This is a genomic window from Enterococcus sp. DIV1083b (genome assembly GCF_051713705.1).
GTDB classification, from domain to species: Bacteria; Bacillota; Bacilli; order Lactobacillales; family Enterococcaceae; genus Enterococcus_D; species Enterococcus_D casseliflavus.
This window is the reverse complement of the sequence record NZ_JBIOQJ010000001.1, coordinates 2,395,451-2,415,713: the sequence shown is the minus strand read 5'-3', so window position 1 is coordinate 2,415,713 and position 20,263 is coordinate 2,395,451. Positions and strand designations below refer to the sequence as shown.

17 protein-coding genes are annotated in these 20,263 nt (G+C 43.8%); 9 read left to right on the top strand and 8 right to left on the bottom strand.

The window, feature by feature from the left end; all coding sequences use genetic code 11:
- The first annotated feature begins 19 nt into the window (after nt 1–19).
- Genes IGI69_RS11160 through IGI69_RS11150 form a run of 3 tightly spaced genes read left to right on the top strand, consistent with a single transcriptional unit; the run spans nt 20 to nt 3,827 of the window.
- Nucleotides 20–1,795, top strand: coding sequence for a V-type ATP synthase subunit A (locus IGI69_RS11160; protein ID WP_438740852.1), 1,776 nt, complete (start codon nt 20–22; stop codon nt 1,793–1,795).
- Nucleotides 1,795–3,183, top strand: a complete 1,389-nt coding sequence (locus tag IGI69_RS11155; protein WP_005237151.1) for a V-type ATP synthase subunit B — start codon at nt 1,795–1,797, stop codon at nt 3,181–3,183. Before IGI69_RS11160 ends, IGI69_RS11155 begins: the two co-directional genes overlap by 1 nt.
- Nucleotides 3,183–3,827: a V-type ATP synthase subunit D gene (locus IGI69_RS11150; protein ID WP_005229243.1), complete on the top strand. Its 645-nt coding sequence runs from the start codon at nt 3,183–3,185 to the stop codon at nt 3,825–3,827. Before IGI69_RS11155 ends, IGI69_RS11150 begins: the two co-directional genes overlap by 1 nt.
- A 75-nt stretch (nt 3,828–3,902) precedes the next feature.
- On the opposite strand, the gene IGI69_RS11145 is transcribed toward IGI69_RS11150, so the two are convergent.
- The 4 genes from IGI69_RS11145 to IGI69_RS11130 form a co-directional block, all read right to left on the bottom strand.
- Nucleotides 3,903–4,709, bottom strand: a complete 807-nt coding sequence (locus IGI69_RS11145) for an ABC transporter ATP-binding protein (protein WP_438740850.1) — start codon at nt 4,707–4,709, stop codon at nt 3,903–3,905.
- On the bottom strand, nt 4,709–5,629 hold the full coding sequence (locus tag IGI69_RS11140) for an ABC transporter permease (RefSeq protein WP_005229245.1): 921 nt from the start codon (nt 5,627–5,629) through the stop codon (nt 4,709–4,711). Before IGI69_RS11140 ends, IGI69_RS11145 begins: the two co-directional genes overlap by 1 nt.
- 29 nt (nt 5,630–5,658) lie before the next feature.
- Complete coding sequence (locus IGI69_RS11135; RefSeq protein WP_438740848.1) at nt 5,659–6,636, bottom strand: ABC transporter substrate binding protein; 978 nt, start codon at nt 6,634–6,636, stop codon at nt 5,659–5,661.
- Between the two features lie 497 nt (nt 6,637–7,133).
- Nucleotides 7,134–8,294, bottom strand: coding sequence for a hydroxymethylglutaryl-CoA synthase (locus IGI69_RS11130; protein WP_438740845.1), 1,161 nt, complete (start codon nt 8,292–8,294; stop codon nt 7,134–7,136).
- A gap of 192 nt (nt 8,295–8,486) precedes the next feature.
- Here IGI69_RS11130 and IGI69_RS11125 point away from each other — a divergent pair, with 192 nt between their 5' ends.
- Nucleotides 8,487–10,961: a hydroxymethylglutaryl-CoA reductase, degradative gene (locus IGI69_RS11125; RefSeq protein WP_438740843.1), complete on the top strand. Its 2,475-nt coding sequence runs from the start codon at nt 8,487–8,489 to the stop codon at nt 10,959–10,961.
- A 38-nt stretch (nt 10,962–10,999) separates the two neighbouring features.
- Here the strand turns inward: IGI69_RS11125 and IGI69_RS11120 are convergent, their stop codons facing one another.
- The 3 genes from IGI69_RS11120 to IGI69_RS11110 form a co-directional block, all read right to left on the bottom strand.
- Nucleotides 11,000–11,719, bottom strand: coding sequence for a hypothetical protein (locus tag IGI69_RS11120; RefSeq protein ID WP_438740841.1), 720 nt, complete (start codon nt 11,717–11,719; stop codon nt 11,000–11,002).
- Nucleotides 11,720–11,833: 114 nt separating this feature from the next.
- The gene (locus IGI69_RS11115; RefSeq protein WP_015510084.1) at nt 11,834–12,115 is read right to left on the bottom strand and encodes a hypothetical protein; all 282 of its coding nucleotides are present in this window, start codon (nt 12,113–12,115) and stop codon (nt 11,834–11,836) included.
- Between the two features lie 26 nt (nt 12,116–12,141).
- Entirely contained in the window at nt 12,142–12,987 is an 846-nt protein-coding gene (locus IGI69_RS11110; RefSeq protein WP_005229282.1) for an aldo/keto reductase, read from the bottom strand.
- A gap of 163 nt (nt 12,988–13,150) precedes the next feature.
- Here IGI69_RS11110 and IGI69_RS11105 point away from each other — a divergent pair, with 163 nt between their 5' ends.
- On the top strand, nt 13,151–14,155 hold the full coding sequence (locus IGI69_RS11105) for a nucleoid-associated protein (protein WP_005229284.1): 1,005 nt from the start codon (nt 13,151–13,153) through the stop codon (nt 14,153–14,155).
- A gap of 191 nt (nt 14,156–14,346) precedes the next feature.
- Here the strand turns inward: IGI69_RS11105 and IGI69_RS11100 are convergent, their stop codons facing one another.
- Entirely contained in the window at nt 14,347–14,706 is a 360-nt protein-coding gene (locus IGI69_RS11100; protein WP_438740840.1) for a YxeA family protein, read from the bottom strand.
- A 246-nt stretch (nt 14,707–14,952) separates the two neighbouring features.
- Here IGI69_RS11100 and tuf point away from each other — a divergent pair, with 246 nt between their 5' ends.
- The 4 genes from tuf (at nt 14,953) to rpoD (ending at nt 20,109) form a co-directional block, all read left to right on the top strand.
- Nucleotides 14,953–16,140 (top strand): elongation factor Tu, encoded by a 1,188-nt coding sequence (gene tuf / locus IGI69_RS11095; RefSeq protein WP_005229289.1) that lies wholly within the window; start codon nt 14,953–14,955, stop codon nt 16,138–16,140.
- 212 nt (nt 16,141–16,352) lie between these two features.
- Nucleotides 16,353–16,982: a lysozyme family protein gene (locus IGI69_RS11090; RefSeq protein ID WP_005229291.1), complete on the top strand. Its 630-nt coding sequence runs from the start codon at nt 16,353–16,355 to the stop codon at nt 16,980–16,982.
- A gap of 158 nt (nt 16,983–17,140) precedes the next feature.
- Nucleotides 17,141–18,979 (top strand): DNA primase, encoded by a 1,839-nt coding sequence (gene dnaG / locus IGI69_RS11085; RefSeq protein WP_015510081.1) that lies wholly within the window; start codon nt 17,141–17,143, stop codon nt 18,977–18,979.
- A 23-nt stretch (nt 18,980–19,002) separates the two neighbouring features.
- Nucleotides 19,003–20,109: an RNA polymerase sigma factor RpoD gene (gene rpoD / locus IGI69_RS11080; RefSeq protein WP_005229298.1), complete on the top strand. Its 1,107-nt coding sequence runs from the start codon at nt 19,003–19,005 to the stop codon at nt 20,107–20,109.
- The last annotated feature ends 154 nt before the right edge of the window (nt 20,110–20,263 follow it).

The window sequence follows — 20,263 nt, the reverse complement described above, 5'->3', positions numbered from 1 at the left end:
CCAGCTAGGAGGAATAAATGTGGCATTTGGCACAATTGAAAAAGTATCGGGACCACTGGTCACCGCCTCAGGATTAAGTGGCGCAAAAATCCACGAAATCTGCAAAGTCAGTGACAAGGGCCTTATCGGTGAGATCATTGAGATCAAAAAAGGGCTGGTTTCGATCCAAGTATACGAAGAAACAGCGGGGATCGGACCAGGCGAGCCCGTAGAAACGACAGGCGCACCATTGTCTGTCGAACTAGCACCAGGTTTGTTGACTCAGATGTTTGATGGGATCCAACGACCATTAGATACATTTATGTCGCAAACAGAGAGTGATTTTTTGGAGCGGGGGGTCACCATCGATCCACTGAATCGCCAAAAGAAATGGACCTTCGTCCCACAAGTACAAGTCGGCGATACTGTACAAGCCGGTGATATTTTAGGTTCAGTACAAGAAACTTCGGTGATCGAGCATAAGATCATGGTGCCACCAAACTATGAAGGAACCGTCAAAGAAATCATGGTGGGAAATTTTGCGATTACTGAAGTCATCTGTGTTCTAGAAACCATCGAGGGTGAAAAATCCTTGACAATGGTACAGAAATGGCCGGTTCGTCAACCACGTCCCGTTACTGCTAAATTAAATCCAGGCGAACCGCTAGTCACTGGACAGCGAGTCATCGACACCTATTTTCCAGTGGCAAAAGGCGGATCAGCTGCTGTTCCTGGACCTTTTGGTGCCGGAAAAACAGTCGTTCAGCATCAGATCGCTAAATGGTCAGATGTGGATATCGTGGTTTATGTCGGCTGCGGTGAGCGGGGCAACGAAATGCGGGATGTCATGAACGAATTTCCTGAGTTGATCGATCCGAATACCGGCAAGTCGATCATGGAACGAACGGTCTTGATCGCCAATACATCGAATATGCCAGTTGCTGCTCGGGAAGCCTCGATCTATACAGGAATCACCATCGCGGAATATTACCGCGACATGGGCTATAGTGTTGCCATCATGGCAGACTCAACATCACGTTGGGCAGAAGCGCTGCGGGAAATGAGTGGGCGCTTGCAAGAGATCCCGGGAGATGAAGGCTATCCGGCTTACCTTGGAAGTCGAATTGCGGAATACTATGAGCGAGCAGGGCGTTTCCATTCATTAGGCACGCAGCCTCGGGAAGGAAGCATTACCGCAATTGGTGCGGTTTCACCTGCTGGAGGAGACATCTCAGAACCGGTCACTCAAAATACCTTACGAATCGTGAAAGTTTTCTGGGCATTGGATAGCATGCTGGCGCAAAAACGGCATTTTCCATCCATCAACTGGATGAATTCCTATTCCCTTTATGAGGATCAAATCAATTCTTATTTGGATCAATTATTAGGTGATCGCTGGTCGGAGCTAGTCAATGAATCCATGGCGATTCTCCAAGAGGAAAGCCGATTAGAAGAAATCGTTCAGCTGGTAGGGATGGATTCTCTTTCCCAAAAAGACCGCTTGACGATGATGACTGCTCGTTCTTTAAGACAAGACTACTTGCAGCAAAACGCCTTTGATGACGTTGACACGTATACATCTCGTAATAAGCAGTTCAAAATGTTGGAGAATATTCTTTACTTTAATGAACAAGCCCAACGTGCACTGCAGCTAGGTGCTTACTTAGATGAGATCACCAAAGGAACGGTTGATCTGCGTGAGCGCATCGCCCGCAGCAAATACATTCCTGAAGAAGAATTGACCCGCTTGGATACGATCAAGCATGACATCAAAGAAATGTTACAACGAATCATTGAAACTGGAGGTGTTCATTGATGTTAAAAGAATATCGTACAGTTTCCGAAATCGCCGGCCCCTTAATGGTGGTCGAAAATGTTCGAGGTGTTAAATTCGACGAACTCGTTGAGGTCCGCATGGACACAGGCGAGATCCGTCAAGGACAAGTACTGGAAGTCAGTGATGACAATGCTGTTGTCCAAGTCTTTGAAGGAACCAGTAATTTGAGTGCAGAAGAAAGCAAAGCAAGGTTTCTAGGGACTGGTTTGACCCTAGGGGTTTCTCTAGATATGATGGGTCGGGTGTTTGACGGTTTAGGAAAACCGAAAGATAATGGCCCGAGAATCTTGCCAGAAAAACGCATCGATGTAAACGGTGAAGCCATCAATCCGATGGCACGAGACTTCCCAGATGAATTTATCCAAACGGGGATCTCAACCATCGATCATTTAAATACATTAGTTCGTGGACAAAAACTACCAATCTTTTCTGCGTCTGGTTTGCCGCATAAAGAGATCGCTGCTCAAATCGCACGACAAGCAACAGTACCTAGCCAAGAAGGCAATTTCGCGATCGTCTTCGCAGCAATTGGGATCCCTTTTGAAGAAGCTGAATTTTTCGTGGATGAATTCCGCAAAACCGGTGCGTTAGATCGTTCTGTTTTGTTTATGAACCTTGCCAATGATCCAGCAATCGAACGGATCGCTACCCCTAAGATGGCATTGACCGCAGCAGAATATTTGGCTTTTGAAAAAGGCATGCACGTTTTAGTGATCATGACCGATATGACGAACTATTGCGAGGCATTGCGAGAAATCTCCGCTGCCCGCCGAGAAGTTCCAGGACGTCGCGGCTATCCAGGGTATCTATACACCAATTTAGCGACGCTGTATGAACGGGCAGGACGTTTGATGGGCAAAGAAGGATCGGTCACACAAATACCGATCTTAACGATGCCAGATGGCGATAAAACCCACCCGATTCCTGATTTGACCGGCTATATCACGGAAGGACAAATTATTTTGTCGCGGGACCTTTACAAGCGCAATATCAACCCGCCAGTGGATATTTTACCAAGTCTTTCACGGTTGAAGGACAAAGGAACGGGAGAAGGTAAGACCCGTGCCGATCATGCGGCAACGATGAATCAAATCTATGCCGCCTATTCCGATGGGAAAGCTGCCAAAGAGCTATCGATCGTTTTAGGGGAGTCTGCCTTATCTGATCTTGATAAAAAGTACGCGCGCTTTGCTGATCTTTTTGAAAAAGAGTACGTCAATCAAGGATTTGAAACCAATCGGACGATTGAAGAAACGTTAGATTTGGGCTGGAAGCTATTAGCTACCTTGCCAAAACAAGAGTTGAGCCGTATCAAAGAAGAATTTATCGACGCCTATTACCCGACGGACGAGGATGTGAGTTCTTAATGGCGATCTTAAATGTCAATCCGACACGGATGGAACTAAGTCGTTTGAAAAAGCGGCTGACGACGGCAACCCGTGGTCACAAATTATTGAAAGACAAGCAAGATGAGCTAGTACGTCAGTTCATTCAGCTAGTAAAGAAAAACCAGGAACTTCGCAAAAAGATGGAGACCGCATTGCAAGCAGGAATGGAAGAGTATGTGCTGGCTTCTAGTAGTATTCCCGATGTCGTTTTGCAAGAAGCCTTTATGATCCCTTTGAATAAAGTGACCTTAGATGTGCAAAGCCGAACCATCATGAATATGGATGTGCCAGTGTTGAACCCTGTTTACGAAGAAGAAAGCTCGGATGATGATTTTTCCTACGGTTTTGTGAGTACCACCAGTGAGCTGGATCTCTCGTTGTCCCATCTGGATCAAATGCTACCAGTGATGCTGCAGTTGGCCGAGATCGAGAAAACCTGTCAACTGATGGCCAATGAGATCGAACGGACGAGACGAAGAGTCAATGCGTTAGAGTATATGACGATTCCCAAGCTGACAGAAACCATTCAATACATCGAAAGCAATCTGGCAGAAGACGAACGAGCAACATTGACTCGCTTGATGAAGGTAACGGACATCATTGCAGAAAATGAAGCGAAGTAAGGCTTTTGCAAGCAGTGTGATTACAGCAAAAGGCACGTAGAAAGGAGGATTCTTTCTACGTGCCTTTTTTGCTTGTTAAGAGCGTAAGAGCAGTTGGTCATCTTTCAACTCAGCACCACTATTTTGATGGAACATTTCCATCAATTCAGGGACCGTCAAATGCTGCTTTTGCTCACCGGCAATGTCTACGACGATCTTGCCTTGATGAAGCATGATCAGGCGATTGCCATAACGAATGGCATCTTCCATGTCATGAGTGACCATGAAAGCCGTCAACTGTTGGGACCGAATCAACTGATCGGTCAATGCCATGACCGTCAATGAGGTTTTAGGATCAAGGGCCGCGGTATGTTCATCTAATAAAATCAATTTAGGCGGCTGCAACGTTGCCATCAAGAGGGTGATGGCTTGACGCTGTCCGCCTGATAGCAAACCGATCTCAGCAGAAAGGCGATTTTCTAAGCCTAAGTTTAGGCTGGCTAACTTCTCTTGGAAAAACGCGCGGTTTTTCGCTTTGACGCCTGTTGCAAATCCGCGGACTTGGCCGCGTTTGTAAGCCAATGCTAAATTTTCTTCAACGGTCAAACGAACCGCGGTCCCCATACGTGGATCTTGAAAGACCCGACTAATATCTTTTGACCGTTTGGTCACGGATAAACGAGTAATGTCTTTCCCATCTAAGGTGATTTTTCCTTGTTCTGTTGGGATCGTTCCTGCGATACTGTTTAAGAGGGTCGATTTTCCAGCACCATTCCCACCGATGATCGTAATAAAATCACCGGTATTCATCGTCAGGTCAATGCCTCGCAAGACATGGTTTTCATTGATCGTTCCTTTTTCAAAGATTTGGTGTAGATTCTCGATTGTTAAGACTGAAGTCATTAGGATTGGCCTCCTTTGGTTTTTGGCAGCATCTTTTTGAGTCCTAGTTTTGAACGAAGCTGCGGTAAGGAGAGGCAGATGACTAAGACGATTGCAGATGCCAATTTGATATCGTTGGCCTCGACATTGAATTCAAATACGACGGCCAAGATAAAGCGATAAACGATTGCCCCGATCACGATGGTGATCAATCGCAAAAGCAAAGATTTATTGGCAAATAAAACTTCTGCAATAATGATCGATGCTAAACCGATCACGATTGTACCGATCCCTGAGTTCAAATCAGCGAAGCCATTGTTTTGGGCTAAGAGGGCACCAGAGAGGGCGATACAGCCGTTAGAGATCATATAGCCGATAATCTTCATGTTATCAGTGTTGATGCCGTTGGCCTCGCTCATAGCTAAATTGTCGCCCGTCGCTCGCAACGCTAAGCCGATTTCTGTACGGAAAAAGAGGAACAAGCACAAAATGACGATTGCTGCGAAGAGAAAGCCTGCAAGAATCACGGCATTGTTTTTGGTCAGTCCCATGGCTTGAAATTGGGTGAAGACCGTGTCTTGTCCCAGCAAGGCGATGTTGGGAGCACCCATCACACGATTTGTGATGGAATACAGTCCAGTCATCGTGATGATCCCCGCCAATAAGGCAGGGATTTTTAGTTTTGTGTGCAGCAGACCAGATACTAAGCCGGCTACCATGCCGCCGCCAAAGCCCATCAGACTCGCTAAAATAGGCGAGAGACCATTCGTAATACTGATTGCTGCGATCCCTGCGCCTAAGGGGAAACTCCCTTCTGCAGTTAAATCAGCGATATCTAAAATTCGGAAGGTCAAAAATACCCCGATCGCCAGCAATGCCCAAAGGATCCCTTGAGAGGTGGCAGATTGTAGTAAGAGCAAGAATGTGTCGACTAAATTCATATGATTTCCTCAAATCTAAGTTAGTATGGTTATTCTGGTGCAGTGATGCTGGCAGGATCAATTCCTAAAGCAGCAGCCATCTCTTCATTGACGACTAACTCTAAATTATCCGCTGTTTCAACGGGCGTCGTTGCTGGCTCTGCATCGCCATCCAAAATTTTCGCTGCTAGTTTCCCTGTTTGAATGCCAAGGGATTTATAATCAATACCGTAAGTTGCTAGGGCACCATCATCGACTTGTTCTACGGAACCAGCGACGATCGGTGTTTTGGTTTCTTTGGCCACTTCGCCGACGATTGCAGCAGCAGAGGCAAAGGTATTATCTGTTGGAACATAAATGCCGTCAACCTCTTTTGCAAGGCTGGTGGTTACTTGTTGCACATCATTGGTTGTATTGGCGGTCAATACTTTTACATCAACGCCCGCAGCTTTTAAGGCTTCTTCTGCCAAGTCAGCTTGGATTTTTGAATTGGCTTCACCTGCGTTATACATAATGCCGATCGTTTTGGCATCAGGCACGATGCTTAACAGCAAGTTGATCTGTTGCTCAATCGGTACCATGTCTGAAGTACCGGTGATGTTGCGACCAGGTTCTTCATTTGAATCGGCCAATTTCGCTCCAACTAAGTCAGTGACTGCGGTAACTACGATTGGGGTATCGGTCGTTTCATTTGCTAAAGATACAGCAGCAGGGGTGGCAATGCCTAATAAAAGATCTGGTGAGGCATTCACTAGGCGTTCGCTCATACTTTTTAAATTGTCTTGACTGTTTTGCGCATTTTGGTATTCGATCGTTAGGTTTTCACCTTCTGTGTAGCCCGCTTCTGCTAAGCCTTCTTTGAATCCTTCGTAGGCTGCATTCAAGGAGCCATGTTCGACCAATTGTAAGACACCGACTGTTTTTGTTCCGTCGTTTTCTTCCGAAGTGTTGCTTGATTCTCCGCAAGCTGCCAATGCCAGTAGGGAAGCTGTCAGTAACCCAGTCGTGATCCATTTTTTCATTTTCATTGTAATTCCTCCTATGATCGTCTCTTTTTTATGGGGGTTTACCTGAACAAAAAAATCCATTCAGACAATCGTCTAAATGGATTCGATCCTATACCAAGCGTAAACGTATATTGGCAACCATTTAGAAGATTTTCTACATGGCAGCAAGTTCAAGTTAAAATGCTTTAGCCATCATAGATACAAACAAAACTCGTTTTTGGTTTGCATCCATAATGTGATATGAATACAAACTATCTAAAGTAGCTAAAGTAAAAGGTATTCAGTTGTGGGGATACGGTCGTGTTTAACATAAAAAGTTCCTCCAAACTTGAATTGATTTTAGTATAGACAAAAAAAAGCGGACTGTCAAATGTTTTTCCTGAATTATCTGAAAATTTTTGAATAACATGCAGAAAATGTTTGGAAAACAAGTTTTGTTTCAATCATTTTCAAAGAAAGAAAAAAACTTTGTTCCTTCAAGCTTTTTAGCTAAAAAAGAAGCAAAGTTTTTTTCAGGGTCATTCGTTTTCTTCTTTATAATAACGAATGGTATTTTTGATTTCACGAATACTATAAAGCAGATCATCTTCGAAGGATTGATCTTGATCGATATCGATCGTCTCATTGAACATCGCTTCGTATTCAGCGATCGTTAGCTTTTGACGGTCATCGAGCAACGCTTGGTGTGCCGCTTGCGCCAACTGTTTTTCATAGCCAGGTACCAACAAGCCGCTGAAAAATTCAGCAACCGCTCCTGATCCGTAGCTAAATAATCCGATTCGATCATTTGCTTGCAGGCTAGAGGAATTTTCCAATAAAGAGATCAAGCCCAGATACAGTGAACCAGTATACAAGTTGCCGGTACGACGGCTGTAAACGATCGATTCTTCATAGCGAGCCATCAGGCGTTTTTGTTCTGTTTCATCTTCTTCGGCAAAAACAGCCAACAAGGCTTTTTTACCCATTTTTGTATAAGGGATATGGAAGCTCAAAGCCGCATAATCTTTTGCTGTCCGCTGATTTTTTTCGCAATGGGCTTGCCAAACTTGTTTGAAAGAATCGATATAAATGGCATTTGACAAATGACCATCTACCATTGGATATTGATGTCCTACTGGACGCCAAAAATCATAAATATCTTGCGTCAACATCAAATTATCATTTTCAAGCTGCAAAATTGCTGGATCCGCCGAGATCAACATAGCAACAGCGCCCACACCTTGAGTGGGCTCGCCACCAGAAGCTAAGCCATAACGGGCGATATCTGAAGCCACGACCAAAACTTTGCTTTGTGGATTGGCTTGTACATGGGCTTTGGCAAATTGTAAGCCCGCCGTTGCGCCGTAACACGCCTCTTTGATTTCAAAGGACCGTGCAAATGGCTGGATACCTAATAGGCGATGCAAAACCACTGCCGAAGCTTTTGATTCATCGATGCCAGATTCTGTTCCGACGATCACCATATCAATTGCTTGTAAATCTTCTTTCGAAAGGATATCTTTTGCCGCGTGCATGGCAAAGGTGACGATATCTTGTGTTTTTTTATTGACCGCCATTTGATCTTGACCGATCCCGATCGTAAATTTATTCGGGTCTACCTCTCGGGCGTGAGCTAGATCAACCATATCTATAAAATAGGGGGGGACAAAAAAATTTATTTTATCAATACCAACGTTCATTCCGTCGCTCCTTTATGTTCTACATACTTAGTAGGCTACACGTTCTAAGGTATCATATTTTTTGAAAAAAATGAAAAAGAATTGATTAGAATTTAAACTTTATTAAAGAAAGTAGAAAAGGGTGCGACAACCGAATGTGGGGTATTCTTTTTTGGAGGATTTAATGATATATTTCAAGAGGAGGTGACGTACGTGGAAGAAGTTGTCATTATCGACGCACTAAGAACGCCAATTGGCAAATACCATGGGTCATTAAAAGAATATTCAGCAGTAGAATTAGGAACAGTTGCTGCAAAAGCCTTGTTGGCAAGAAACCAACAAGCAAAAGAACATATCGCACAAGTGATTATCGGAAATGTGCTACAAGCTGGCAGTGGTCAAAATCCAGGACGCCAAGTTTCCTTGCAAAGTGGGCTTTCCTCAGATATTCCAGCCTCAACGATCAACGAAGTATGTGGTTCGGGAATGAAAGCGATTCTAATGGGGATGGAGCAAATTCAATTGAACAAGGCATCCGTCGTATTGACTGGTGGGATTGAAAGTATGACGAATGCGCCGCTCTTTAGTTATTATAACAAGGCGGAAGATCAGTATTCAGCTCCGGTGTCAACAATGATGCATGACGGATTAACAGATGCATTCAGTAGCAAGCCAATGGGACTGACGGCTGAGACGGTAGCAGAAAGATACGGGATCACTCGCAAAGAGCAAGATGAGTTTGCCTATCACTCACAAATGAAAGCTGCCAAAGCGCAAGCAGCAAAGAAATTTGATCAAGAGATCGTGCCGTTGACTGAAAAATCAGGAACCGTTTTACAGGACGAAGGCATTCGCGCCGCTACGACAGTCGAAAAATTAGCTGAATTAAAAACAGTTTTCAAAAAAGACGGTACGGTGACTGCTGGGAACGCCTCAACCATCAATGATGGGGCGGCCATGGTCTTGATCGCGTCAAAAAGCTATTGTGAAGAGCATCAGATTCCTTATCTGGCAGTGATCAAAGAGATCGTCGAAGTTGGCTTTGCCCCAGAGATCATGGGAATCTCACCGATCAAAGCAATCGATACGTTACTGAAAAAGCAAGCACTGACGATTGAAGATATCGGTATTTTTGAGATCAATGAAGCCTTTGCAGCTTCTTCGATCGTAGTAGAACGTGAACTTGGTTTGGATCCGAAGAAAGTCAACCGTTACGGCGGGGGCATTTCACTGGGACATGCCATTGGAGCGACCGGCGCTCGGATCGCAACGACCGTCGCTTATCAGCTAAAAGACACCCAAGAGCGCTACGGAATCGCCTCTTTGTGTGTCGGCGGCGGATTAGGGCTAGCGATGCTGTTAGAAAATCCTTCGGCGACAGCAAGTCAAACGAATTTTGATGAAGAGTCGGCATCACAAAAAACAGAAAAAAAAAAGTTCTACGCCCTCGCGCCTAATGAACGATTAGCCTTTCTTGAAGCACAAGGAGCGATCACAGCAGCAGAATCCTTGGTTTTTCAAGAAATGACACTAAACAAGGAAACTGCTAATCACTTGATCGAAAACCAGATCAGTGAAGTAGAGATCCCGTTAGGCGTAGGGCTGAACCTGCAAGTGAATGGCAAAGCATACAATGTCCCGTTAGCCACAGAAGAACCCTCGGTGATCGCAGCGATGAGCAATGGAGCAAAAATGACTGGTCCCATTACAACGACCAGTCAAGAACGTTTGCTTCGGGGCCAGATCGTCTTTATGGATGTTCAGGATCCGGAAGCGATTTTGGCAAAAGTTGAATCCGAGCAAGCAGCGATCTTTGCAGTGGCGAATGAAACGTATCCTTCCATCGTGAAACGCGGCGGTGGATTGCGAAGAGTGATCGGTCGGAACTTCTCGCCAGCAGAATCTGACTTAGCAACCGCTTATGTGTCGATCGATTTAATGGTTGATGTCAAAGATGCGATGGGCGCCAATATCATCAATTCGATTTTAGAAGGAGTGGCAGAGCTTTTTCGCAAATGGTTCCCAGAAGAAGAAATTCTCTTTAGTATTTTAAGCAATCTCGCTACGGAATCGTTAGTAACAGCCACTTGCTCGGTGCCTTTTGACAAATTGAGCAAGACCGGAAATGGCAGACAAGTTGCCGAAAAAATCGTTCATGCAGCTGATTTTGCCAAGATCGATCCATACCGTGCCGCTACCCATAACAAAGGGATCATGAATGGCGTTGAAGCGCTGATTTTGGCTACCGGAAACGACACTCGCGCCGTTTCTGCCGCTTGTCATGGCTATGCTGCCCGTAATGGCCGCATGCAAGGGTTGACTTCCTGGACAATCGTAGAAGACCGTTTGATTGGTAGTATCACATTACCGTTGGCGATCGCCACAGTCGGGGGTGCCACGAAAGTATTGCCAAAAGCCCAAGCGGCGTTGGCATTGACTGGTGTTGAAACGGCGAGTGAGTTGGCTTCGCTGGCGGCAAGTGTCGGGTTGGTTCAGAATCTGGCAGCGTTGCGGGCATTGGTTTCAGAAGGTATCCAGCAAGGCCATATGAGCATGCAAGCCCGTTCATTAGCCATTTCAGTAGGAGCAAAAGGATCCGAGATTGAACAGCTGGCAGCTAAGCTGCGAGCTGCGACTCAAATGAACCAAGAGCAAGCCCGTAAATTTTTAACCGAAATACGCAATTAAAAAAGGTTCTCTAGGCATTTGTCTAGAGAACCTTTTGTTTATCGTTTCAAAATCGCCGTGTGGGCATACGCCTCGATCAATGGAATGACTTCTAATTTTACTTTGTATTTGCGCTCTAGCGCAGTTTCGATGGTAAAAGTATCACTTTCTGTTTCAGAAATCGTTGCTAGAACACGATCTTCTTTCGGGGAAGCTTCGATCACGATCGTTTCTCCTGAAGATTGTTTGGCAGAAAATTTAGGGAATGCTGCGATTTTTTCAGCAAATGCTGAAAAAGTCATTGTGTCGTCAGCAGTATCAGCCATTGTTTCAGTTGCTTTTTCTACTTCTTTAGTTGATGCAGAGGTAGTCGGTGCAGCCGCTTCAGCTGGTGCTGATTCTTCCTTCACTTTCGCTGGTTCTTTTGCAGGAGCGGGTGCCGCACTTTCTTGCGGATTGGTCGGCAACCAGTAAGCAGCGATCTCATCGACTAAGTTATCGCTGAAACGATCAAGCAAACCAGCTTCTAAGCGTTGGATTCGTTTCACGACGATCTTGAAGTTCTCATCTAAAGGAACAGCGATTTTTTGTTCTTTTGGCGTTTCCTTCAACAATTCAATCAATAATTCCTCTTGGTTTTTAGGATTGATATACACAGTCGTCGGAAGGTCAAACTTATCTGCTGTTTTGCGCTCGATCGCTGTAAACAACTGTTGTCGAGCTGTTTCATAAGACGGGCGGAATTGTTGTTTCAATTTTGCTAATTGTTTCTTTTTCATAATCTTCTCCTCTCGATCACTATCGATTATAAGGAAAATTTGCAGAAAAGAACAGTGATTCTCATGAAAAAATACAAAAAAATTTATATACTTCCTGAAAAAACACCAACGCTGCTAAAAAAGCGGCGCTGGTGTTTCTACTAGATCATTGATTTGATGGTACTTGGGCATCAGGACCAAAAGGTCATTTTCTCCAGTTGCGACTAAGTAGTTTTCCCAAAGAAAAAAGCGTGGTTCCCCAGTAAGTTTCTCGGTCAGCATCTGCTGATAGTCGCTGGTCGTCCATTGACGTGCTGGAAAGTGTTGGACTTTGTCTGGCCAAACGAGAAAAACAAAATCAGCATGTAAGGCTTTTTGAACAGCAGGGGAGAGATGATTCAAATCAGTTTTTTTCATAGGCTTCTCCTTTATAGAGAGTGAAATTAAAACCCTGTCGTATCTGGATTGGTCGCTTTCCCAACCACACCATCTAATTGATCGATCGTTTTCATGTCCTCTTCAGATAGCTCAAAATCAAAGACGTGAATGTTTTCTTCGATCCGACTTGGTGTGACTGATTTTGGTAATGGCAAGAAACCATGTTGTAAAGACCAGCGTAATGCAACTTGAGCGATTGATTTTTGATGCTTTTCAGCTAATGCTTTCATTTCTGGTACATCAAAGATCTTCCCAGTACCTAATGGGCTGTATGCTTCAAGCAATACATCGTGTTCTTGGCAATAAGTCACGACTTCTTCTTGTAACTCGCCAGGTGCAAGGAAAATTTGATTGACCATTGGGAAGATAGTCGCTGTTTTTTTCAATTCTTCAAAATGATGTGGTAAGAAGTTGCTGACGCCGATCGCTTTGATTTTGCCTGCTTGATACAACTCTTCAAAAGCACGCCATGTTTCTGCGTTCGCTGTTTGCCAATTGTCGCGAAAAGCCACTGGATTTGGCCAATGGATCAAGAAAAGATCGATATAGTCTGTTTGTAATTTTTCTAAAGATTCTTCAAAAGAGGACATCACAAGATCATAAGAATGGTTCGCATTCCATAATTTTGTAGTCAAGAAAAGCTCTTCGCGGGGAATGCCGCTTTCTTTGATCGCTTGACCAACACTGGCTTCGTTTTTATAGCCTTGTGCTGTATCAATATGGCGGTAACCTACTTCTAGTGCTTTTTTGACTGATGCTACGGCAACGTCGCCGTCTGGTGTTTGCCATGTGCCAAAGCCTAGCTCAGGGATGGTCACATTGTTTGATAACGTATAGCTGTTCATGTTCATTCCTCCGTTTTCTGTGATACTTCTAGTTTAGCAGACGAGGCAGGAATTTCCAATGATTGCACCTTTTAAAAAGAAAGCGAATGTTGAAGGAAAATGCCGATTCGCTCTTGTCAGTTCGCCTATTTATTTTGTACACTAGACAAATGGATAAGGAGCGTAACCAATGGATATTTATTTGAAACATGCGATTTTACACATTGTGGACCGTCAAACAGGCGATCCAGTTTTTTCTCAAGTTGAACTTGATTTAACAACGGAATACATTCGTGATTATTTGACGAAGAAAATACAGAAACTTGCTACACCGCAAACCAAAACAGGTCGTTTACTCGAAACTTCAACGATCGCTCAATTAGTCAAACAAGCACCAGACGACTTTATCGCAGCCAGTGAAGCGATCGTGCAACGCTGGTATGAAGCGTACAAGGAAAGTGAAGATGCGCCAAGTGCGGATGCGTTTGTCGTCTTATATGAATTAGATACAAGAATGCAGCTGGCTTTTTTGAAGGTCAATTATCAAGATGGCTATACGCATTTTATTGATAATGGGGAGGCTGGGATCGAAAATAATTTGATTTTGCATCGTGCCTTACTAGCAGGTAAAACCCAAAAGGCAGATGAAGGGATCACGATCGATGTGGAGAGCTTAGACTTTGAACTGATTGAAAAGAAATATAGCTTTTCAGGTGAAAAATACGCCTACTTTTCAACAAAAGTCATTGATGCCGAACCGATCCCATCTTTAGAAGAAAATGTCAAAGTCATCAAAAAAGTAGCCGAAAAAATTGGTCAGAAATTTGAAACACCCACCTATAACGTTGTTGCCGATTTGAAAGAAGCGGTCTACGATACGATCGAAGAGTCTGGTCATATCGATGTGAGTGAAGTGGCGCAAAAAGTCTTTAAAGACAATATTACTGCTCAGCTTTCATTTCAAGAAGAAGTGGTTGAAAAAGGATTCGTCAATCAAGCACCGATGATGCGGGATGTTCGTGAGATCTCGGAGAAAAAATTTGGTAAGCAAAAACTAAAACTATCGAATGGAATCGAATTGATCGTTCCTTTGGATGTTTACCGAGATCCGAATTTGATCGAATTTATCAATAACCCCGATGGCACGATTTCCGTAACGATCAAAAATGTAGAAGAAGTGATTAATCGGATGTAACAAGAGCTGTTTCTAAGCAGACGATGGCAAAACAAGTACAAAAAAGCGGCTCTTTGTCAATAATGAAAATGGGGCTGAAGAATCAATTCTGATTCATCAGGCCCATAAATTATAGAGCACAAAAAGCAGGGCGTCCTCATTTAGAAAGAGGACGCCCTGCTTTTATACAGACGCTTGCTTGATAGCAGCAATTATTGAGGGGTCAACTTTTCAAGAGCCGCTTGAGGAACGTCTTCTTCAGAAACTTCTTCCCAGCTTATAACGCCTTTGTTTGGATTGACCAATAGTTTCAAATAGGCGCCTTCTTTCAAAGGAGCGGAACGGTGTTCATTCATTTTGACCGTTTTGACGTCACCAGAGGCGCTGTAGGCTGTTTGTGTATAATGATAGATGTTTTCAACGACCCCCTCGTCACTGACTTCGGTATCGTGTTCCCCCGCACCGTTGATAACTGTATAGTAGTCACTTCCACCATAGTAATAGTCATAAGTAAGGAAGCAGCCGCCAAGAAAAATTGCTGTAAAAACCAGCGCTGCAATGATTTTCTTCACATTTCTCACCTCATCTTCTATTATTCATAAAAACTAGGCTTGCGTCCAATGGATCACAAAAAGCAAAGAAATTCTTAGGGATTAGCTGCCGAGACCTCTTGCTTGACTTTGACTAATTTTGACCTATAATAAGGGTAGATTTAAACTTACAAAAAATAAGTTAATCCTTATCTCTTTGGAAGCGTAAATCGCAAAAATATGATTCGAGTCAACCAACGACTCAACTTTCTCTAGGAGGGAAACAATATGGCAAAACAACATTATGATCGTAGCAAACCCCATGTCAACATCGGAACGATTGGACACGTCGACCATGGGAAAACCACCTTGACTGCTGCAATTACCACAGTTCTTGGGAAAAAAGGGCTTGCCAATCCGCAAGATTACGCAAGTATCGACGCGGCTCCTGAGGAACGCGAACGTGGTATCACAATCAATACTGCTCATGTGGAATATGAAACGGAAAAACGGCACTATGCCCATATCGATGCACCGGGACACGCGGATTATGTGAAAAATATGATTACAGGGGCTGCTCAAATGGACGGTGCAATCTTGGTCGTATCAGCGACAGATGGCCCAATGCCACAAACACGGGAGCATATTTTGCTTTCTCGTCAAGTGGGTGTGAAACATTTGATCGTCTTTTTGAATAAGACGGACCTTGTCGATGATGACGAGTTGATCGATTTAGTTGAAATGGAAGTCAGAGAATTGCTGACTGAATATGATTTTCCTGGCGACGACATTCCTGTGATCAAGGGCTCTGCGTTAAAAGCCTTGGAAGGGGACCCAGATGCTGAAGCAGCGATCTTAACGCTGATGGATACAGTAGATGAATATATCCCAACGCCAGAACGTGATACTGACAAACCATTGTTGTTACCGATCGAAGATGTCTTTTCGATCACAGGACGGGGGACCGTTGCTTCTGGTCGGATCGATCGCGGCATGGTAAAAGTCGGGGATGAAGTAGAAATCGTCGGAATCAAACCTGAAACACAAAAAGCAGTCGTGACAGGGGTAGAAATGTTCCGCAAAACGATGGACTTCGGAGAAGCTGGCGATAACGTAGGGGTATTGTTACGGGGCATCACCCGTGATGAAATTGAACGTGGCCAAGTGTTAGCAAAACCAGGTTCTATCACACCGCATACGAAATTTCAAGCGGAAGTCTATGTGTTGACAAAAGAAGAAGGCGGTCGCCATACCCCATTCTTTAATAACTATCGCCCACAATTTTACTTCCGTACAACGGACGTAACTGGGAATATCGTTTTACCAGAAGGAACGGAAATGGTGATGCCTGGTGACAACGTAACGATCGATGTGGAATTGATCCATCCGATCGCTGTAGAAAATGGAACGACCTTCTCGATTCGTGAAGGTGGACGAACAGTCGGTTCTGGTATTGTCACCACGATCGAAAAATAATGATGAGTGAAACAGTGCTTCCTTTTGAAGAAGCGCTGTTTCCTTTTTCTTGTCAAAAGATCGCCAATCCCTCAGTCAGCTTAGGATTGCTTGTTTTTTTCTAAATAATCTTGTGATTTTATTAAGGATTTTTTAGGAGAGAAAAAATTCTAGTCAGCCCGTTCATTTCATAGTACGATAGATTCTGACTTAGAAAAGATGGGATGTATTTGATGAGAAAAATTCGACGTTTCCTAGGATTTATACTGAAGCTGGCCCTCGTGTTGCTGCTGATCGGGGCAGGGGTTTGGGTCTATCGAAACTACACGGCATTGAAAGCTGTCTATGCGTATGAAGAAGCAATCGCGCAACAGACGCAAGCCCATGACATCTCTGAATATCAGTCATTAGCCATGAGCATCATGCTGACGGAGTCAAAAGGACAAGGCAACGACCCGATGCAAAGTTCTGAAAGTGTTTATGGAAAACAAAATCAGTTCGATACGCCAGAACAAAGCATCGAACAAGGTGTTTCCTATTTAGCAGAGTTGATTGAAAAAGCCGAGCAAATGAACTGTGATCTTTGGACCGCCGTACAGGCATATAATTTTGGTACAGATTATATTGATTATGTCGCTGCCCGAGGGGGAGTGAACACCTTAGAGTTAGCAGAAACATATTCCAGAGAGGTTTTATCTCCATTGTTAGGCAATGATACGGAACAAACCTATCGTTACTGGGGCATCCAATCCGTTTTTTATAATGGTGGTCACCTGTATCATAACGGCGGCAATTTATTCTACGCTGATTTAATAAAAATGAATCAATGGAAGATCAATGTTACGGCGCGTTTCTTTTCATAAGCGTTGTAAAATAACTGAAACAAAAAAGCTTGAAATACAAACAAAATATGGTAAAATCATTATGAGTGATTCTGTCTAATTATTCTTCGCACTGATATCTATTAGTGCGTTTTTTTACCTAGTAAACCGATGAATACTTACCAAATGGAGGTGAGTGGATGGCACGAATTCCTCAAACGGTCATTGACGACATTCGCGAACGTAGCAATATCGTCGATATCGTGGGACAGTATGTCCAGTTAAAGAAGTCTGGAAAAAATTATTTTGGTTTGTGTCCGTTCCATAATGAAAAATCACCTTCTTTTTCCGTTGCAGAGGACAAACAAATTTTTCATTGCTTTGGTTGTGGTCGTGGTGGAAATGTGTATGGTTTCTTACAGGAGCTTGAAGGCATCAGTTTTCCAGAAGCAGTCGTCAAAGTAGCAGAAATGAACGATATTCCTCTTGATCCGCAATATCAGCAGTCTGAAGGCATCAATGAAGCGACCTCACAAACGAGTCAATTGATTGCGTTACATGAAAAAGCCGCCGAAGTCTATCATCACATGTTGGTGAATACAGCTGCTGGACAAGAAGCGCTTGATTATTTATTAGATCGTGGATTGACGATGGCACTGATCGAAGAGTTCAATATTGGCTTTGCACCGAATGAACGCTCGTTTTTGGAGAAAGTTTTTTTGAATGAAAAAGCCAAAGCAGAGTTTTTTCCTGATACAGGACTCTTTGTTCAGCGCAACGATGGCTCACTGGCGGATCGCTTTTACCAGAGAATCATGTTTCCGATCCGCAATCCTCAGGGGAAAACGATTGGTTTTTCTGGTCGGTGGTTAGCAAGCGAAAAAGTCGGTGATCAAGACCAACCAAAATATTTAAATAGTCCTGAAACGATTCTTTTCAATAAACGCGAGGTTCTTTTCAACTTTGACAAAGCGCGACGAGCGATGCGTAAAGATGGTCAAGTGTATTTATTTGAAGGATTTATGGACGTGATCGCCGCTTGGCAAGCAGGGATCGAAAATGGGATCGCCTCGATGGGGACCAGCCTGACCAATCAGCAGATCGCTCACATCGAGCGAGTGGCACAAGAAGTGATTCTTTGTTACGATGGAGATAGTGCAGGGGTTGAAGCCACGAACCGTGGGATCGATCTTTTGCAAAACAATAGCCGCTTGAAATTATCTGTGGTTCGAGTGCCGGAACGGATGGACCCAGATGACTATTTGCGCAAATATGGGACAGAAGCTTTTTATAAATTAGCTGTACATGGGAAAGAAACCGTCTTTGCTTTCAAAATGGATTACCATCGAGCAAATCGAAATTTGGCCAATGAGAAAGAGCAGCTAGATTATGTCCAAGTCGTTTTAAAGGAATTACAGCGGGTGGATTCTTTGCTGGAGCAAGACCGTTATTTGACTCAGTTGTCCACAGAGTTCAATTTGAGCCGTGAGACCTTGCAGCAGCAGCTCAAGCAAAACCGGCAAGAGCAGCAGCCGCGGCAAGATGCACCGCCGCCAGCGCCAACAACCAATAATCCTATGGTCTTTACGCCGCCAACGCGGCAGCAGCCCAAAACACAGGTAGAAAAAGCACAAGAATTATTATTGTACCGTTTGTTTCATGACAGTACGTTAAACCATCGCTTTCGAGCGAGTGGCATATCCTTTATCCATGATCGTTACCAACAGCTTTATCTGCTGTTTGATGCGTATATGGAAACAGAAGAACACTTTGTTTTAGCAAAGTTCTTAGATTTTTTAAAAGAAGATTCAATGAAAAAAATGGTGATCGATATTGCAGATCTTAAAGCTTCTGAGGAAGGGACTGAACAAGAATTTCAGGACATTCTGCAGGTATTTCAAAAGTCGGGCATTGCTGAAGAAATCAATCAAAAACGAATCCAGCAGCAAGAAGCAAGACAAAAAGGAAACCAGCAATTAGAACTTGAACTTGCGATCGAAATCATTGATTTGACCAAACGGTTGAAACAAGCTAAATAGCGAACTGAAAGGGGCTTTCTTTCATGGCAGAAGAAACAAAAAAAACGTATGACAAAGCAGTTGCCGAATACATCCGAGAAAACAAAACAAAGGGGCAAGTTGTTTACGATGACATTACGAATCGTTTAGCAACGCCGTATACTTTGGATGCTGATGCAATGGACAAATTAATTCAAAAACTGGAGGATTCAGGCATCAGTGTCGTGGATGAAAATGGAGAGCCTTCAGTCCATAGTCTAAAGAGCAATGAAAAACGACAAGAAACACAACCTCAAGAAGATCTGTCTGCACCAACTGGTGTGAAAATCAATGACCCCGTTCGGATGTACTTGAAAGAAATCGGTCGTGTGCCGTTATTGACCGCAGAAGAAGAAGTGGCGCTCGCACTGAAAATCGAAGAAGGCGATCAAGAGGCAAAACAGCGTTTGGCAGAAGCCAACCTACGTTTGGTCGTTAGTATTGCCAAACGTTATGTGGGTCGAGGAATGCAATTCCTTGATTTGATCCAAGAAGGAAACATGGGCTTGATGAAAGCCGTTGAGAAATTCGACTACCGCAAAGGGTTCAAATTTTCGACGTATGCGACCTGGTGGATCCGTCAAGCGATCACCCGTGCGATCGCTGACCAAGCGCGAACCATTCGTATTCCTGTGCATATGGTGGAAACCATCAACAAATTGATCCGTATTCAACGGCAATTGCTGCAAGACTTAGGGCGCGAACCGACACCAGAAGAAATCGGCGCAGAAATGGATCTGCCGACGGAAAAAGTTCGTGAAATCTTGAAGATCGCTCAAGAACCTGTTTCATTAGAAACACCGATCGGTGAAGAAGACGATTCTCATCTAGGTGATTTTATTGAAGACCAAGATGCCACAAGTCCAGCAGAGCATGCGGCTTATGAGCTGTTGAAAGAGCAGCTAGAAGATGTACTGGATACGTTGACTGACCGTGAAGAAAACGTGCTGCGCTTGCGTTTCGGAATCGATGATGGTCGTACTCGGACATTAGAAGAAGTCGGCAAAGTCTTTGGGGTAACGAGAGAACGGATTCGTCAGATCGAAGCAAAAGCATTACGGAAACTACGCCATCCATCTCGTTCAAAACAATTGAAAGATTTCTTAGAATAATCAAGGTTTATCGACTTTCCAAAGGAACCCTTTGGAAAGTCTTTTTTATTAAGATTCTGTCCTCTCGACACAAGATTGGTAAAGAACTTAATAAAAACGTAACCAAGCAAGTGTTGGCTAATTGCCAAGAATGTGATAAATTTAATTTTGTGCA